At 70.6% G+C, this 14,979-nt stretch carries 12 protein-coding genes; 8 read left to right on the forward strand and 4 right to left on the reverse strand.

The genetic code is table 11. The features are described from left to right. The first annotated feature begins 534 nt into the window (after positions 1 to 534). Positions 535 to 2,163 carry a C40 family peptidase gene (locus DEJ47_RS00005; RefSeq protein ID WP_223828163.1) on the forward strand — a complete coding sequence of 543 codons (1,629 nt, stop codon included), beginning with the start codon at positions 535 to 537 and terminating at the stop codon, positions 2,161 to 2,163. A 100-nt stretch (positions 2,164 to 2,263) separates the two neighbouring features. On the opposite strand, the gene DEJ47_RS00010 is transcribed toward DEJ47_RS00005, so the two are convergent. Next, on the reverse strand, positions 2,264 to 3,265 hold the full coding sequence (locus DEJ47_RS00010; RefSeq protein WP_150175328.1) for a HEAT repeat domain-containing protein: 1,002 nt from the start codon (positions 3,263 to 3,265) through the stop codon (positions 2,264 to 2,266). Continuing rightward, the gene (locus DEJ47_RS00015) at positions 3,259 to 4,035 is read right to left on the reverse strand and encodes a HEAT repeat domain-containing protein (RefSeq protein ID WP_223828164.1); all 777 of its coding nucleotides are present in this window, start codon (positions 4,033 to 4,035) and stop codon (positions 3,259 to 3,261) included. The genes DEJ47_RS00010 and DEJ47_RS00015 overlap by 7 nt, the downstream gene beginning before the upstream one ends. Before the next feature lie 215 nt (positions 4,036 to 4,250). Here DEJ47_RS00015 and DEJ47_RS00020 point away from each other — a divergent pair, with 215 nt between their 5' ends. Continuing rightward, positions 4,251 to 4,487: a hypothetical protein gene (locus DEJ47_RS00020; RefSeq protein WP_150163866.1), complete on the forward strand. Its 237-nt coding sequence runs from the start codon at positions 4,251 to 4,253 to the stop codon at positions 4,485 to 4,487. Positions 4,488 to 4,991: 504 nt separating this feature from the next. On the opposite strand, the gene DEJ47_RS00025 is transcribed toward DEJ47_RS00020, so the two are convergent. Further along, positions 4,992 to 5,396, reverse strand: coding sequence for a RidA family protein (locus tag DEJ47_RS00025; protein ID WP_150163867.1), 405 nt, complete (start codon positions 5,394 to 5,396; stop codon positions 4,992 to 4,994). 101 nt (positions 5,397 to 5,497) lie between these two features. On the opposite strand from DEJ47_RS00025, the gene DEJ47_RS00030 reads away from it, so the two are divergent. From DEJ47_RS00030 to DEJ47_RS00040, 3 genes are all read left to right on the forward strand, one after another. Next, entirely contained in the window at positions 5,498 to 5,881 is a 384-nt protein-coding gene (locus DEJ47_RS00030; RefSeq protein ID WP_150163868.1) for a winged helix-turn-helix transcriptional regulator, read from the forward strand. A gap of 219 nt (positions 5,882 to 6,100) precedes the next feature. After that, positions 6,101 to 7,111 carry a winged helix-turn-helix domain-containing protein gene (locus DEJ47_RS00035; RefSeq protein ID WP_150163869.1) on the forward strand — a complete coding sequence of 337 codons (1,011 nt, stop codon included), beginning with the start codon at positions 6,101 to 6,103 and terminating at the stop codon, positions 7,109 to 7,111. A 408-nt stretch (positions 7,112 to 7,519) separates the two neighbouring features. After that, positions 7,520 to 8,533: a ParB/RepB/Spo0J family partition protein gene (locus tag DEJ47_RS00040; protein WP_223828656.1), complete on the forward strand. Its 1,014-nt coding sequence runs from the start codon at positions 7,520 to 7,522 to the stop codon at positions 8,531 to 8,533. A gap of 181 nt (positions 8,534 to 8,714) precedes the next feature. Here DEJ47_RS00040 and DEJ47_RS00045 read toward each other — a convergent pair whose 3' ends face one another. Continuing rightward, complete coding sequence (locus DEJ47_RS00045) at positions 8,715 to 9,536, reverse strand: AfsR/SARP family transcriptional regulator (RefSeq protein WP_150163871.1); 822 nt, start codon at positions 9,534 to 9,536, stop codon at positions 8,715 to 8,717. 692 nt (positions 9,537 to 10,228) lie between these two features. Here DEJ47_RS00045 and DEJ47_RS00050 point away from each other — a divergent pair. The 3 genes from DEJ47_RS00050 to DEJ47_RS00060 all read left to right on the forward strand — a co-directional run bounded on the left by DEJ47_RS00050 (position 10,229) and on the right by DEJ47_RS00060 (position 14,971). After that, positions 10,229 to 12,268, forward strand: a complete 2,040-nt coding sequence (locus DEJ47_RS00050; protein ID WP_150163872.1) for an FAD/NAD(P)-binding protein — start codon at positions 10,229 to 10,231, stop codon at positions 12,266 to 12,268. Beyond that, positions 12,265 to 13,701 (forward strand): 3-carboxy-cis,cis-muconate cycloisomerase, encoded by a 1,437-nt coding sequence (pcaB, locus tag DEJ47_RS00055; protein WP_150163873.1) that lies wholly within the window; start codon positions 12,265 to 12,267, stop codon positions 13,699 to 13,701. Before DEJ47_RS00050 ends, pcaB begins: the two co-directional genes overlap by 4 nt. Before the next feature lie 184 nt (positions 13,702 to 13,885). Further along, positions 13,886 to 14,971 carry a methyltransferase gene (locus DEJ47_RS00060; RefSeq protein WP_150163874.1) on the forward strand — a complete coding sequence of 362 codons (1,086 nt, stop codon included), beginning with the start codon at positions 13,886 to 13,888 and terminating at the stop codon, positions 14,969 to 14,971. Positions 14,972 to 14,979: the final 8 nt, after the last annotated feature.

Consider the following 14,979-nt stretch of genomic DNA (forward strand, 5'->3'; position numbering starts at 1 on the left):
TAAGCAGCCTCGATCTTCGCCAGGTTGGCCTTTAAAGGGCGGCATTCACCTGTCAGCTGAGCGTAGAAAGTGCGGTCGGTGACCCTCAGGCCTGGCGTCGCACGCAGCCTAGCGGGCGGAGCCTGCGCGAGTTAGATATCTCAACCGGGCCACCTGGGCGCATTGTTGTGTGTTTGGGGTGGCGATGGATTCGGTGCTGGTCGGTTGCCGTGCTACAGCCCCACTGCCCTTGCTTCCTCGGGTCGCGAATGGGTCTGTACCGCACTGTCCTGGCCTGGATGAGTGACCTTGATGCTCCGGTGCCGGATGCGGTGCTTCCGGGGGGTCGTGGGGATGATGTGGCGCGTGAGCGATACTTCCCGTCGTAGTCTCCTTGGCGCCTTTGGGGCGCTTACTGTCTCGGCTGCCGTTTCCCCGGCCGCTGTCGCCTCTTCTGCAGGGCGTGCCGCTGCGTCCTCGCCCGCTGCTGCGTGGCTTGCGCTTGCGTCGGGGGGTGTTGCCGGTGCTGCTTCCACGTCTGGGCCGCGCTCCTCGATGACCTTCACGGGGGCGCCGTACGACACGGCGGCCTTCGCGCGTTCCTTTCTCGGGGAACTGGAGGCGACGGTGCTGCCGGGCACGCCGGTGCGTACGGAGGTGCGGCACGGGGAGCAGCGGGTTGCAGTGCTGACCAAGGGGGCGCGTACCGTTTTGGTGGCCGGGCCTGAGAGAACGTTCTCGGAGAACAAGCAGTCTTTTGCTGATGTGTTCGACCGGCTGGTCCCTGATCCGGCGTTGCCGCCCGCCAAGCGGTTGAAGCCTGGTTGGGGTTCTTCGCGGGCCGGTGGGTCGTGGAGTGTGTTCGGGGGGACGGCCGGTGATGTTGACTTCGGTGTTCATTCCAGGGGTGCGGCGACGATGGTCCTCAAGGACACGGAGGAGGGCCGCTACGCCACGTTGACCGACGACGGGATATCTGACGTCGACGTCATGTGTGAGGCCTCCTTCGACAAGGTGCCGGTGGGCAATGCCTGTTCTGTTGCTCTGCTTTTCGGGTATCGCAGTGGGAGCGCGCACTGTCGGGCTCGGCTCTCCTTCACCACGAAGGGTGAGGTTGATCTGCGTGTGGAGAAGGTGGCGGACGGCAGGACGGTGGTGCTGGCCGAGGCGGGGCCGCTTGCCACGGGGGTGCGGGCCGGTGATGTGTGGAAGATTCGGGTGCGGCGTACGGGGGCCAGGGCGCTGATCACGGCGTGGCCTGCGGCTGGTGTGGAGCCCGGGGAGCCCACTGCGGAGGTCGAGGTCGCGGAGGTGGGGCGTCGTGGGCGGGTGGGGGTTCGTGGGTTTGCCTCCTCGGGATGTACGAATCTGCCGGTCACCTTGACCGTGCGTCGTTTCGCGGTGGCCGACGCCACTTGGGCGGCGCCGCCTTCGGTCACGCATCGCGACTGGGTGCGGCTTTTGGATGCGCCGTTCGACGGTGAGTGGACGCCGGCTGTGGAGGCCGTGGTGCGTGGCTGGGCCGGTTCGATGGCTCCGGATGTGTTCTCGTACGCGATGATGTTTCTGCCCGGTGCCCCGCATGTTCGGGGTGCGGATGTGCGGGTGGGGGGTGCGGACGTGCTGGGTGAGGCGGGGTATGGGGAGCCCGACAGTCAGGGGCTGCTGCCCGTCGGCGCGGATTTCCACGACTACATGCAGCAGCCGTGGGCCTTCCCCGATGAGACCCGGAAGCCGGAGGTCAACCAGCATCGGCACCTGGACTGTTCGGGGTATGTGCGGATGGTCTATGGCTTTCACATGGGTGTAGGCATGGTGGCGGTGAAGGATCCGGCGAGGAAGGCGCTGCCGCGCAAGTCCGGTGCGATGGTGGATTTCGCGCCCGGTGTGCGTGTCGCTCAGCGGGTGGGCGGTGGTGGTTCGGGGGTGGATCTGGGGCAGTTGCAGCCGGGTGATCTGGTTCTGTTCGATGTCCATGACGTGGCGGGTGATCCGGATGATCCGGAGTCGTACGACGTCGATCACGTGGGTGTTTACCTCGGCCTCGATCAGGAGGGCAAGCGGCGTTTTCTCTCCAGCCGCAAGAGTGCCGACGGGCCGACCATGGCAGACGTCTCGGGTGCGTCGGTTCTGGATGGGGCTGGGATCTATGCGGACTCCCTGCATACCGTTCATCGCATCTGAGGGGGTCTCTGCCTGGGAGGGAGTTTCTGCCTGGGAGGGAGTTTCTGCCTGGGAGGGCGGGCGGGGGTGGTCGCTGGTGCGGGTTCGCTGCGGGGGCGGGTCAGTGGCGGGCTTGGAGGAGGTAGGTGGCGGTCAGGGAGACTGCCGGGTCCTCGTCGTGCGACAGGTGGTCGAGGGCTTGGGTGGCTGTCGTTCCCGGGATGTCGGCGAGGGCTTGGGTGAGGCGTCCGCGTGCGGGGGGTCGGGTGGTGGGGTGGGTGAGGTGGTCGACGAGGTGGGTGGTGATCCGGTCGGCCGTCGCGGTGTCGTCGCTCGCCAGTTTGCTCAGGGTGTCGGCTGCGTCGGTGTCGTTTCGTCCCGTGACGATCATGTCGATGAGTGTGGGGATCGCTGTGCTCTCTGCGCGTGTGCCAAGGGCCAGGGCCGCTTGTGCGCGGACGTCGGGGTCGGGGTCGGTGAGGGCGTCGCGCAGGTGTGGGGTGGTCTCGTCCTCGGGCATTTTGGCGAGTGCCTGGACGGCGCGTCTGCGTACCGCGGGCAGGGGTGAGTCGAGGGCTTTGGCCAGGAGGGCCGGGGCGTCGTCGGGTGCTTGTGCGAGGGCCCAGCGCAGGGTGCCTGCGACGTTCGGTTGTGTTTCGCTCAGTGCTGCTTCGACCAGGGCCTCCACCGGTAGGGGGGTTCCATGGGCGGTGGAGAGGGCCGCGCGCTGGCGGGTGGCGGGGTTGTGCGATCCCAGGGCCTGGAGGAGGGCGACGACTGTGAGGACGTCTTGCCAGTCGGTGGGGTCGGCTGCGTCGATGCGGCGCAGGCGGGTGAGCAGTTCGGTTTCGGTGGTGATGCGTTCGTGGGTCTGGCGGATGAGGTCGCCGACGAGTGCCGCGGGGGTGAAGTCGGGGTCGTCGAGGGCGCGTCCGATGTCGCGCAGGGACAGGCCCAGGGAGCGCAGGCTTTCGATGTGGAAGATCCGCTGGATGTCTTTCGCGGAGTATTCGCGGTAGCCGGAGTCGGTTCGCTGGGACGGCTGGACCAGGCCGAGGGATTCGTAGTGTCTGAGCATGCGGGCGCTCACGCCGGACTGTTTTGCCACCTCACCGATCAGCACGGGGTCCATTGTCCGTCCTGTGGGGTGCCCTGGCCGTCGTATGGGGTGTTGCTGTGCCCGTCGTGTGGGGTGCCTTGGGTGTCGTGCGGGGTGCCGGTGAGGGCTACGGTGCGTTTGGCTTCCTCGATCGCCAGGGTGAATCCGGCGTCGGGGTCGTGCAGCAGCTGCCGGGTGGCGAGGGCGTGGGCCCGTACGTGGGGGTCTTGGGCGTTGGTCGCCTCGTGGAGGATCGGTTCGATGGGTGTGCCGAGTGCGACCAGTGCCTGGCTGAGGCTCAGCTGGGTCTCCCGTTCGCCGCGTCCGAGCTGGGTCGCCAGGGTGGCGGCCAGGGCGGTTTCTTCGTCTTGCGGTACGAGGACGACCGCGGCGCGCCAGGCGCTGCGTGCGACTTCGTCGTCGGTGTCGGTCAGCAGGTCGGGTGTGATGGCCGGCCAGGCGTGCGGGTCTGCGATCTTGGAGAGGGTGTGCAGGGCCTGGCTGCGTGCCTGGGTGCGCTCGGAGCGGACTTCTTGGAGCAGTCTGGGCAGTGTCAGGGCTGCGGGGTGGCGGGTGAGTGCCCAGGTGAGCATGTCGCGGACGTAGAACTCGGGTTCGGTGGCGCTTCGTTCGATGAGGTGGTCGACGTAGCGCGGGTCGGGGGTGGTGCCGGTGGCCAGGGCGGCGCGCAGGCGTATGGAGGGGTTGGTGTCCTGCAGTGCCTGGAGTGTCTGCTGGGTTTGCTGGGGCTGGGGGGATCGGGTCGGGTCGGGGGTCTGGGGTGTCGTGGTCATTGGTCCGCCTCTCTCTGGGAGGCAGTGGACACCTTGTCACTGTGACAAGGTCAAGCGGGGGCTGTGGCCTGGTCGGTTTGGGGGGTGGTGTGGTCCGTGCGGTAGCACTCCGGGGACCGTTCGGGTGGAGAGGGGGTGCTGTGCCGTTACCCGGGGGTGCTGCCGCGGCAAGTGACATGGCGACAGCACCTGCATATTCCAGGAGGAATATTCTTATGCGCGTTCGTTCGACCATCCTCGCCGCCGCCCTCACCGTGTCCGCTCTGGCCCTCGGGGCGGGTTCGGCCGTCGCCGACGACGACCGCTACGCCCCGCACGACGGGCTGGGCTACCACCACAAGGGGTTCGCCGGTACGTACGACAGCGTCGGCGGCCCGCTCGGCATCGTCTGGGCCCAGGCGGCGGGCTACAGCCACGAGGGCATGGGCCACGAGCCCGGCGCCCAGCGCTGACGTACACACTCGGGATCCGCACAGGCGCGGTGGTGAGGCGGGCTCAGCCCTCCTGGCCACCGCGTTCTGTCATGGGCGGCCGGGGATCACACGGATGAGCGATTGCCTGCCGATGGCCTCGCTCGTTGAGTGATCGCTGATCTTGTGTAGCGGCTGGGCCGCGGCAGGACGGCGTGGATCTCCGGAGCATTCGGCTCCGGTGCGAGAAGAGGAGAACGTTGTGCGTCGGATGAGTATGGCCCTGACCCTGGCCGTGGCTGCTGCCGGGCTCGGTGCGTCGGCAGCGACCGCCCAGGCGGCATCTTCGCCTGAGCAGGGCCCGCCGTTCCCTTACCAGGACTGCCTCAAGGCGACCAAGGACAAGGGCGAGAGCCCCGCTCAAAGCCGTTGGCACTGTGACCAGTTGGTCGAGAAGGGATGGGTCCGGCCGGCGAACAGCTGACCTGCCCTTCCTCGGGGGGCGTCTTCGCCGGCGCCCCCCTGGGCCCGCAGGCCCTCGGCGTCTCAGGCGGGCAGTTTCGTGTCGATGATGAAGCTGATCTCGACGAGCTGGCCGGGGAAGGTCAGTTCGGTGACGCCCAGGGCCGTGGCGGCAGGGCGGTGGTCGCCGAAGTAGCCCAGGTTGCCCTCCATCGTCGCCGCGGTGTGCTGGTGCAGGTTCACCAGGTACAGGGTCTGGGAGACGATCTGGTTGCGGGTGGCGTCGTAGTGGGCCAGGACCTTGTCCATGTTGGCGTGGGTCTGCTTGAGCTGGGCGGTGAAGTCGCCCGGGTGGAGGAGCTCGCCCGCCTCGCCGAACGCGAGCTGTCCCGAGACGTGGACGAGGTCGCCGGATCTGATCGCCTGTACGTAGCCGAAGTCGCTCTCGGCGGGCACGTCGTGGTTGAAGATGTCAGGGGTGGTGGTCATGGTGGCCGTCCTTCCGGTTCGCTCTCTTGTGGTTACTTGGGAACTGTAGGAGAGTGTGGGCTGACCTGGAAGAACGCACTTTTTAGTGACTGGGGAACCTGATGGTGACCAAGCAGCTCCTCGCGGGTCTGCCTGAGGACGCCGATCTGCGGCGCTCGGACTCCCTGGCGCGGGAGATCTTCTCCGACGTCGCCAACAAGTGGGCGCTCCTGATCATCGAGGCGCTCGGTGAACGCACCCTGCGCTTCGGCGAGTTGCGCGACGAGGTCGAGGGCGTCAGTCACAAGATGCTCACCCAGAACCTGCGCATGCTGGAGCGCAACGGTCTGGTGGACCGCACGGTGCACCCCACCGTTCCGCCGCGGGTCGAGTACACCCTCACCGGGCCGGGCCGGGACCTGCGCGGCGCGGTCGACGCCATCTGCGGCTGGACCCACCAGCACCTCTCCCACATCGAGCGTGCGCGCGGCCGTTTCGGAGGCTGAGGGGCCCTTGGCGGGGCGGCCGTGCTCCCCCGTGGCACGGCCGCCCCACCGGTCTGAGGCCGGCCCCCGGAAAGGGGGGGGCCGGGGAGCGCCGGTCGCCGGGCGGCCGGAAGGGCCGGGGCGGGCTGCCCCGTGGTGGTAAGGGTGGCGCATTGCGGTGAGCGAGGTCGACGTGTTTTGGGCTAGCCCGAATAACGACATCTTGATCAGGCTTCGCGCATGCCGCTGCGTCTCCACTTCACCGCCGCCGATCTGGCCCGTACCCGGCTGGCCGAGGGGCTCCGGCCGATGCTGGAGCTGGACATCGCGGTGCGGCTGCTGCAGGACGGCGCCCACGAGGTGAGGTTCGGGGCCTGGCGGCGGCAGTCGCTGCGGCGGCTGGAGCCCGGGGTGCGGCGGCTGTTCGATCTGATTCCGCCGACCGGCTGGACCGTCGGGTTCCTGGACCATGTGGGGGCCACCGGCATCGAGGAGGCGGTTCAGCGGGTGCGTGCCACGCCCGCCGCCCGGGTGACCGAGGACATGGAGAGGTGGGCGGGGCGCGCGCGGGGGCGGGCGGTGCCGGGGTGGACGCGGGCGCTGGGGGGTGACGGGCGGCTGCTCGGCGAGCTCGCCGATGCCGTTGCCCTGGCGCACCGGGAGGTGATCGCGCCCTATCAGGCGCAGATGGACGTGCTCGCCCGTACGGATCAGGTGCTGCGGGGCCGTCAGGTGGCGTACGGCGGGCTCGACTTGCTGCTGTCGGGGCTCAACCCGCGCTGTATCCGGTGGGATTCGCCGGTGCTGGAGCTGACGACGGCATCGGGGTTCACCGGGGACATTCATCTTGCGGGCCGCGGGCTGCTGTTGATTCCGTCGGTGTTCGGTGCGGTGTATCCGGCTTTCGATGAAACGGCTGAGCCTCAGCCGTGGCTGACCTATCCCGTCGGTGTACGTGACACGGACCTATTTCCGGCGCCGGTGGTGACCGCCCGGGCACTGAGTTCGGTCCCCGATTCCCTGACGGCGCTGCTGGGGCATACGCGTGCCGTGGTGCTGTGGACCATTGCCGAGCATCCGGGCTGTACGACCGGTGAACTCGCCCGTCGTGCGGGGATCTCGCCGGCGAGCGCGAGCCAGCATGCCACCGTGCTGCGCACCGCCGGTCTCTCGCGCACCGTGCGGCACCGCAATACCGCTTTGCACACCGCTACTTACGCAGGGACCCATTTGCTCGGTACCGCGGGGTGAGGGTGGTGCCTGCGTGGCTGAATGTGGAGGTCGGCCGGGCGGGAGCGGGGTGTTGGGGCGGGCGCGGGCGCGGGTGGGGGGTGCGGGAGGAGTGCGGGGGCCGGGCGGTGGGCGGGTGGCTGGGGGTGTGCGGTGGGGGCGGGGCGGTTCCGGGGGTGTCGGGGCTGGTCCCGGGCGGCTCGAGGGGTGGTGGGGGCGCGGGTGGGGGGTGTGGGTGAGGTGGCTTGTGTCGGTCCGGTCCGGTGATCGCTGGTGGATTCTGTTGCCGGGGAACTTCTCCGGAAAAAACGGGCATAACGCAATTGCATGAAATCCCGGGAGAGTTCTCTGTTCGTGGCGGAATCTCATGATACTCTCGCCGCGTTATGCGCTTCGGTCCGGGGGAGGAGAAGCAGCGTGATGATCGGAATGCCAGGGGAGGCAGCCCCTGGGGGGGAACTTCCTAAAGATCAGTTCTGCCGGCCCGTCGGGCCAGGCCACTCGACCGAAGTCTCTGCTTCAATCATCAGGATTCCGATCACCTTGCTCCGGGACGCGGATTCTCCTCGTCTCGCCGGTGTCGACCAGGATCATGTGCGCACTCTGGCGGCCTGTACCGATAAACTTCCGCCGATCATCGTGCATCGCTCGACGATGAAGGTCATCGACGGAATGCACCGGCTGCACGTGGCGCGGCTGAACGGCGAGGAAACCATTGAGGTCCGCTACTTCGAGGGATCGAACAGGGAAGCGTTCCTCTTAGCCGTGGAACTGAACCTGAAGCACGGCCTGGCGCTGGCTCTCTCCGACCGCAAGAAGTCGGCGATGAAGATCCTGGAGAGTTTCCCCGAGTGGTCGGACCGGGCCGTGGCCATGAAGACCGGCCTTTCCGGCAAGACCGTCGGGGTGCTGCGCCGCAAATTCGCGGGACAGATCGCCCAGGCGCCGATGAGAGTCGGGCGTGACGGCCGCGTACGGCCGCTGAATTCCCACAAAGACCGCCGTCAGAGTTCCCACATTCTGCCCGCGGAAGCGGACATCGTCCCGCGGGAGGGCGCCGAGAGCGACGGGATGCCCGCGCCGGCCGCCCGGGAGGCGCAGAAACGGTTGCGCAGCGCGGTGGAGGGGCCGCCCGCCGGCGCGGAGGCCCGCGGCCGGACGCCGCACGGCCCCGAGGCGGCGCTCCCGCTCCTGGACCCCCTCGCCCAGCTCGAGTCGCTCAAGCGGGACCCCGCCCTGAAGTACAGCAACGACGGCCGGGAGATGATCCGCTGGCTCGAGGCCCGCATCATCCGCAAGAGCGACCCCGGCCTGGTCCTGCAGGCCCCCGCCCACCAGGCGAGGAAGATCGCCGCCCTGGCCCGGGCATGCGCGGCGCAGTGGAACTGCATCGCCACGCGCATGGAGCTGCTGTGCGACGACTGCTCCACGGCGTCCAACTGAGGCACCCGGCCGGGTATGCGGCCGGGAGGTCCAACTGAGGAAATTCCGCAGTCGGCCCCCGCGAAAGCCGGCCCCCGCGAACCAGGGCGGGGGCGGGTGGTGTGGGCGGCATCCCTTCGCGAAGAACGTCCGCTGCGCAAAGAGGTGCGGATGCCGCCGACGGCACCGCGTGTGGGCCCGCTCAGCTCGCGTAGCGGTCGAACGTGGAGGACGGCCGCGGGCCCGCGATCACGTCCAGTCGCGGGTCGACCGCGAGAATCGCCTGATGAAGCCGCTGCAACTGCGGCGACGGCTCCACCCCCAGATCCTCGATCAGCCGGGCCCGCAGCCGCTGGTAGACATCCAGGGCCGAGGCCTGGCGTCCCGAGCGGTACAGCGCCACCATCGCCTGCGAGTGCAGGCCCTCGTGCCGGGGGTGGCGGGCGATCAGGTCGCTCAGCTCGGCCAGGAACTCGCAGTGCCGGCCCAGGCGCAGCTCGGCGTCGATGCGCCGCTCCAGGGTGACCAGGCGGCTCTCCTCCAGGCGGGTGGCCTCGATCTCCAGTACGCAGCCCATGCGCACGTCGACCAGCGCGGACCCGTCCCACAGGTCCAGGGCCCGCCCGAAGAGGGTGGCCGCCGCGCGGTCGTCGCCGCTGTCGAAGGCGCGCTGGCCGCCGGCCACCAGGCGCTCGTACTCGTGGACGTCGACCTGTTCGGGCGGGATCTGCAGGAGATAGCCGCCGTACCGGGTCACCAGGACGTCCTTGGCGCTGCCCGCCGCGTCCGGCCCCATGGCCGTGCCCAGGCGCCGGCGCAGCTGGAGGATGTAGGTCTGCAGGGTCGTCATGGCGCTGGCGGGCAGGTCGACCCCCCAGATCTCCTCCATGAGCGTCGAGATCGGCACGACCCTTCTCGGGTAGAGGGCCAAAAGCGCCAGGATCTGCCGGGGCTTGCTTGCGGTTGGCACAACATTCACACCGTTAACATCGGCACCAAGCGGGCCGAGGACCTTTACCCTCACAGATTCCTCCTAGAATCCGGCGGCTTCGCGTTTGCGAGCCGGCACCGAATCTGATCTGCAGCGCATGTCGCATGGCAGACTCCACAGCCTCTCTCTGCTGACCGATCCGTCAGGTGCGCCGGCCGCCGGAGCGGCCCCGGATCTGCAGATACTCCATCGCTTTTCAGGTATCCCTCTGATGTCACTTTCGCCGTTGTCCACCGATAACTCATGGGCCAGCGGAATTGTGTCGACTGATTGCCGGATGCGGCAAGTGCTTCCCTCGGCGCCCGGGGCGGCCCGTGCCCGATGAAGCGGAGGTGATACCTCCGCCGTTCTTCCGTACATGAGGTCTCCCCTGCCGCGCGCACGTGTAATAAGGTCTGCGAGATTGTGATCTGTCACGCTGCGCCGGACGGACCGATGTCCGACACGGCGCCATGTCCGCATTCACGCATTCCCCAGGCCGTGGACCTTCCGGCGGGGTTCTGATAAACGCGCGAGAGCGGCGAGAGCGGGCCGGGCCGCGCAATGCGCGCCCCTCTCCCATTTCCCGGATGATCCAGAGGCGGAGAAGTGCGGGCGGCTCGGGGCTCCGCCGGGACGCGAGTCCTGGTTGAGCACGCCTCCTGACCCCGTGGGGAGTGTGGGGGCGCACCGCCCGGCGGCGGTCGCCCTCCCGGTAGGCCCTCCGCGACAAGGAGCCCGCGCCCATGCCCACAGGACCCCTGGTTCAGCACACCGAGGTGTGCCTGGTCGGCGCCGGCCCGCGCGGGTTCTCCGTGCTGGAGCGGATCTGCGCGCAGGAACGCAAGTCCCCGCTGTGGGACCGGGTGAGCGTGCACGTCGTGGATCCCGGGCCGCCCGGCGCGGGCCGGGTGTGGCGGCCCGCGCAATCGCCGCACCTGCTGATGAACACCGTCGCCTCGCAGGTCACCGTCTACACCGACGACAGCGTCTGCATCCGCGGCCCGCTGGAGGAGGGGCCCAGCCTCTACGAGTGGGCGCGGGCTCTTGGCCGGGGCGCGCTGGCGCCCGGCCCCGCCACCCCCTGCGAGCCGGAGGTGCTGGCCGAGGCGCGGGCGCTGGGCCCTGACAGCTACCCCACCCGCGCCCTGTACGGGCGGTATCTGGCCTGGGCGTTCGCGCAGGTCGTGGCCGGTGCGCCGGAGCATGTGGTGATCCGCGTGCACCGGGTGCGGGCGGTGGCCCTCACCGAGGACGAGGACGCGGGGGCGACGGTGCGCGGGGCGGGGGCGCAGACGGTGGTGCTGGAGGACGGTACGCGGCTTTCGGGGCTGTCCGCGGTGGTGCTCGCCCAGGGGCACGTGCCCGTGCGGCCGGGCGAACAGGAGGCCGAGCTGGGCCGGTTCGCCGACCGGCACGGTCTGTTCTACGTCGCGCCGGCCAACCCCGCCGATGTGGACCTCTCCCCCATCGCGCCGGGCCAGGACGTGCTGCTGCGCGGTCTTGGCCTGAACTTCTTCGACTACATGTCGCTGCTCACCCAGGGCAGGGGCGGCCGGTTCGAGCGCTCCGGCCGGCGCCTGGTCTACCGGCCCTCGGGGCGCGAGCCGCGGCTGCACGCCGGGTCGCGGCGCGGCATCCCGTACCACTCCCGCGGCGACAACGAGAAAGGCGCCCACGGCCGTTACCGGCCGCGGCTGCTGACCGCCGGGCACGTCGCGGCGCTGCGCGCGCCGGGCCGCGGCCCGCTGTGCTTCGGCCGCGACCTGTGGCCGCTGATCTCCAAGGAGGTGCAGTGCGTGTACTACGAGGCGCTGCTGGCCGCCCGCGACGAGGCGCCGGCGGCGGTGGCCCGTTTCGCGGCCGCCTTCCTGGCCGCGGCGCCGGGGCGGGCCGAGGAGGAGGTCCTTGCGGCCGCGGGGATCGGTGAGGGGTCGCGCTGGGACTGGGAGGCGCTCGCCCGCCCCTACGGCTCTCGTGTCTTCGCGGACGCGGCGCAGTTCGCGTCCTGGCTGCGGAGTCATCTGGAGCGGGATGTGGCGCAGGCGCGGCGGGGCAATGTGCGCGGGCCGCTGAAGGCCGCTCTGGACGTGCTGCGCGACCTGCGCAACGAGATCCGTCTGGCCGTGGACCACGGCGGGCTGAGCGGTCACTCGCACCGCACCGAGCTGGAGGGCTGGTACACGCCGCTGAACGCCTATCTGTCCATCGGGCCGCCCGCCGGGCGGGTGGAGGAGATGCTCGCGCTGATGGAGGCCGGGGTGCTGGAGGTGTCGCTGCCCGGCATCCGCGTCACCGCCGCCGAGGGTCGTGAGGGTGAAGGGGCGGGCTTTGTGGGGACTTCGGCGCTGGTGCCCGGGGTCCGGGTGCGCGCCGGTGCGCTGATCGAGGCCCGGCTGCCCGAGATGGACCTGCGCCGCACGGACGATCCGCTGCTGCGCCGCCTCCTCGCCTCGGGACAGTGCCGGCCCTACCGCATCCAGGACCATGAGACGGGCGGGCTTGCCGTCACCCGCTCCTTCCACCTGCTGGATGCCGGCGGGACGGCGCACCGGCGGCGTTTCGCCTACGGGGTGCCCACGGAGTCGGTGCACTGGGTGACGGCCGCGGGCATCCGGCCCGGCGTCGGGTCGGTGACGCTGGAGGACTCCGACGCGATCGCGGGGGCGGTGCTCGCGCTGCCCGCCCCGGCCCGCACGGCGGCAGGCGGTCCCGGGTCCGGCGGGAACAGGGCGAAACACCCCGGGCGCCCCGGGCACCCTGGGCACGAGGAGGTGCGGCCGTGACGAGGGCTTCCGGTGAAGCGGCGGCGGCCGCTGCCCCGGCGCAGCCGGATGCCGGGCTGCTGTCGCCGGTGCGGGTGGGCACCGCTGTCGAGGCCGCGGTCGGTGACGGGGCCTGGCTGCAGGCCCTGCTGGACGCGGAGGCGGCGCTCGCCCGGGCGCAGGCGCGCACCGGCACGGTGCCCGCCGCGGCCGCCGAGGTGATCACCGCGGCCGCCCGCGCCGAGCACTTCGACGTGCGCGAGGTGGCGCTGGCCGCCCGCTCGACGGCCAACCCGGTGGTCGGCCTGGTGGCCGCGCTGACCCGCGTGGTCGCCCAGAAGGCGCCGGAGGCGGCCGAGTACGTGCACCGCGGCTCCACCAGCCAGGACGTCTTCGACACCGGCGCGATGCTGGTGGCCGCACGCGCCCTGCACTTGATCGTCGCGGATCTGCGGGAGACGGCCGCGTCCCTGGCCGCGCTGGCCGGCGCCCACCGCGACACGGTGATGGCCGGGCGGACCCTGGCCCTGCACGCCGTGCCCACCACGTTCGGGCTCAAGGCGGCCGGCTGGCGCCACCTGGTCCTCGAGGCCGTCGCACGCCTGGAGCGGGTCGCAAAGGAGTCGCTGGTCATCTCGCTGGGCGGGGCGGCCGGCACGCTGGCCGGCTACCTGCAGTACGCCGAGCAGGCCCCGCAGCACGCCGGGCAGACCCCGGCCGAAGCGGGGGAAGCGATGGAGCTCCTGGCCGATGCGTTCGCCGCCGAGACCGGGCTGGCCCGGCCGGTGCTGCCCTGGCACGCCCTGCGCACCCCGGTCACCGACCTGGGGGCGGCCCTGGCGCACACCGCGGGCGCCCTGGGCAAGATGGCGGCGGACGTGCAGGTCCTGGCCCGCACCGAGATCGGCGAGGTCGCCGAGCCCGCCCCCGCAGGGCGCGGCGCCTCCTCGGCGATGCCCCACAAACGCAATCCCGTCCTGGCCACCCTGATCCGCTCGGCCGCCGTCCAGGTGCCCGCGCTCGCCGCGGTCCTGGCGCAGTGTCTGCCCACCGAGGACGAGCGCTCGGCGGGGCTGTGGCACGCCGAGTGGCAGCCGCTGCGCGAGTGCCTGCGGCTGACCGGCGGCGCCGCCCGGGCGGCCGCCGAACTCGCCGCCGGACTGGTGGTGCGCCCCGAACGGATGCGCGCCAACCTCGGCCTGACGGCCGGTCAGGTGGTCTCGGAGCGGCTGGCGGCACACTTGGCGCCCCGGCTCGGCAGGAGCGCGGCCAGGGAGCTGCTGACCCGCGCCTCGCAGCAGGCACAGGACTCCGGGCGGCCGCTGGGGCAGATCCTGGCCGAACTGCCCGCCCTGGCGGGGGTGGTGAGCGGTGCGGAGCTGGCGCGGCTGCTCGATCCGCGGGGCTACACGGGGGCGGCGGGGGCGCTGGTGGACCGCGCGCTGCGGGAGTGAGCCCGCCCCTCCCTCTTCCCCCCATCCGGGCCACCTCTCCCCCACCCCTTTCCCCCGCTCCTTCTCTCCTGCCTCTGCCCCCCTCCACTCTTCTCTTCGCTCCCGCTCCAGGTCTCTGCTGCCTGCCCCCCTTCCCTCTCACTGCCGCTTTTGTCCGCAACTGACCAGTACCCGGAGGAATGCCATGCCGCCACTGCCGCCCGCCCGTGTCGTCCGCGCCGTCGAAAGCGTGCGCGCCGCGCTGCAGAGCCTGACGCGCAAACTCGCACCCCCGCCGTTCGCGCTGCTCGAACTCGTCCAGGGCGCCATGGTCAGCCAGGCGATCTACGTGGCCGCCGAACTGCGCGTCGCCGAGACCCTGCAGGACGGGCCGCTCACCCCCGAACAGATCGCGAAGCGGGCCGGGGCGGACCCCGACGCGCTGCACCGGCTGCTGCGCCTGCTTGCGACCTACGGCATCTTCACCGAGCGCAAGGACGGGCGGTTCGCGCTGACCCCGATGGCGCGGGCCCTGATCGAGGACGCGCCGATGTCCATGTACGGGATAGCCCGCCTGATGGGCCATCCCATCCACTGGGAGGACTGGGGACACCTGGTCGACGCGGTGCGCACCGGTGAGCCGAGCCTGCCCAAGCTGCGCGGCATGGGCGCCTTTGAGTACCTGGAGGCCAACGCCGAGTACGGGGCGGTCTTCACCGCCGGAATGGGGGCGATGTCGGGCACGGAGACCGAACCGCTGCTGGCCGCCTACGACTTCACGCCCTACGCCACCGTGGTCGACTTCTGCGGCGGCCGCGGCGATCTGCTGGCCGGGGTGCTGAAGAAGACGCCGAACGCGCGCGGGATCCTCTCCGACCCCCGCGTGGGCACCAACGGCGCCGCCGGCTTCCTGGCCGAGCAGGGGCTCTCACAGCGGTGCACGATCGCCGACGGCGGGCTGTTCGACGCGGTGCCGGCCGGCGGGGACGCGTACATCCTCAAGCACATCCTGCACGACTGGCCCGAGCCGCAGGCCCTGGAGATCCTGCGCAACGTCCGCAAGGCGATGAACCCCGGCGGGCGGCTGCTGGTGATGGAGATGGTGGTGCCCGACAAGATCAACGGACCGCACTCGGGCAAGCTGGTCGACCTGTGGCTGATGCTGCTGGTCGGCGGCAAGGAACGCACCCGCGCCCAGTACGCCGAACTGCTCGGCAAGGCCGGATTCCGGCTGGAGCGGGTGGTGCAGACCCCGGCGGCGATCTCCGTCGTCGAGGCGAGCGCCCACTGAAGTCCGGC

It is taken from the genome of Streptomyces venezuelae, from assembly GCF_008642355.1.
Taxonomy (GTDB): Bacteria; Actinomycetota; Actinomycetes; order Streptomycetales; family Streptomycetaceae; genus Streptomyces; species Streptomyces venezuelae_B.

Excerpts from the sequence above, each read along its gene's own strand:
- DEJ47_RS00005 (WP_223828163.1), top strand. The coding sequence starts at position 535 with ATGACCTTCACGGGGGCGCCGTACGACACGGCGGCCTTCGCGCGTTCC.
- DEJ47_RS00015 (WP_223828164.1), bottom strand. The coding sequence starts at position 4,035 with ATGACCACGACACCCCAGACCCCCGACCCGACCCGATCCCCCCAGCCC.
- DEJ47_RS00020 (WP_150163866.1), top strand. The coding sequence starts at position 4,251 with ATGCGCGTTCGTTCGACCATCCTCGCCGCCGCCCTCACCGTGTCCGCT.
- DEJ47_RS00025 (WP_150163867.1), bottom strand. The coding sequence starts at position 5,396 with ATGACCACCACCCCTGACATCTTCAACCACGACGTGCCCGCCGAGAGC.
- DEJ47_RS00030 (WP_150163868.1), top strand. The coding sequence starts at position 5,498 with ATGGTGACCAAGCAGCTCCTCGCGGGTCTGCCTGAGGACGCCGATCTG.
- DEJ47_RS00035 (WP_150163869.1), top strand. The coding sequence starts at position 6,101 with ATGCCGCTGCGTCTCCACTTCACCGCCGCCGATCTGGCCCGTACCCGG.
- DEJ47_RS00040 (WP_223828656.1), top strand. The coding sequence starts at position 7,520 with ATGCCAGGGGAGGCAGCCCCTGGGGGGGAACTTCCTAAAGATCAGTTC.
- DEJ47_RS00050 (WP_150163872.1), top strand. The coding sequence starts at position 10,229 with ATGCCCACAGGACCCCTGGTTCAGCACACCGAGGTGTGCCTGGTCGGC.
- DEJ47_RS00060 (WP_150163874.1), top strand. The coding sequence starts at position 13,886 with ATGCCGCCACTGCCGCCCGCCCGTGTCGTCCGCGCCGTCGAAAGCGTG.